The 785-nt window shown below is 33.0% G+C and carries 1 protein-coding gene; it reads right to left on the reverse strand.

All coding sequences use genetic code 11. The annotated features are described in order from the left end of the window. Window positions 1-367 precede the first annotated feature (367 nt). Window positions 368-655 carry a hypothetical protein gene (locus HT720_RS10120; RefSeq protein WP_240156339.1) on the reverse strand — a complete coding sequence of 96 codons (288 nt, stop codon included), beginning with the start codon at window positions 653-655 and terminating at the stop codon, window positions 368-370. Window positions 656-785: the final 130 nt, after the last annotated feature.

Here is a 785-nt window from a genome sequence, read left to right on the forward strand (position 1 = left end):
CAGACGAGCCGGCAAGCCTATTGCTCGTCTATTGTGATAACATTCTAGCTAGAGGTTTAGCACAAATTTCGGCTAACTTCCATGTAAAGTATAACGCACTATACTTTACTTCGTAAAAGTGCGTTCTCCGAAGGCTCTTGCAGAGAGCTAGTCCGCCCACTTTATGCCAGGGCGAACTACAAAAAAAGCCCTCGAATCGCAAGGGCATTGTTTGAAAAAATGACAGTCGGACGGCTTCACTATTGTCCGACCAAAAAATCAAAGTAAACATAGTTGAGAAAATTATCTCCATAGGAAACATTGATACTATCAACTCCACACATCCTACATAGACAGTTTCCATTATATTTTTTAATATTCTTCAAAACTATATCTTATACAAATTATTTAATCTTTCTAACTCTAATACATTCATACATACTTCTACTCCAGTAACGCCCCCCTTACTATGAATAACCCCACAAGAAAACACAATCCTCTCCTTACTCAAAATATTTGACAACACTACGAATGATTCTAAAATATAATCCTTTATAATAATAAAACTATTATTTTCATCCTTAGCAAACTCTATAAATCCAATATCCTTACACCTATCACCAAGATGAAACCTAAGTGATTTCAAAAAATAATCAAAAAAAACATCACCCTTCATAGAAAACCCTTTCATTTTTTAAAATATTCTGATATAATCATACAAAAAATAAAGGAGAACTACCATGAAAAAACTTATTTTATTTATAACTACCTTTCTCACTCTTCTTTCATTTACTGTTACAACATAT

The sequence above is a fragment of the Streptococcus sp. 68 genome (assembly GCF_013277415.1).
GTDB lineage: Bacteria > Bacillota > Bacilli > Lactobacillales > Streptococcaceae > Streptococcus.

Excerpts from the sequence above, each read along its gene's own strand:
- HT720_RS10120 (WP_240156339.1), bottom strand. The coding sequence starts at position 655 with ATGAAGGGTGATGTTTTTTTTGATTATTTTTTGAAATCACTTAGGTTT.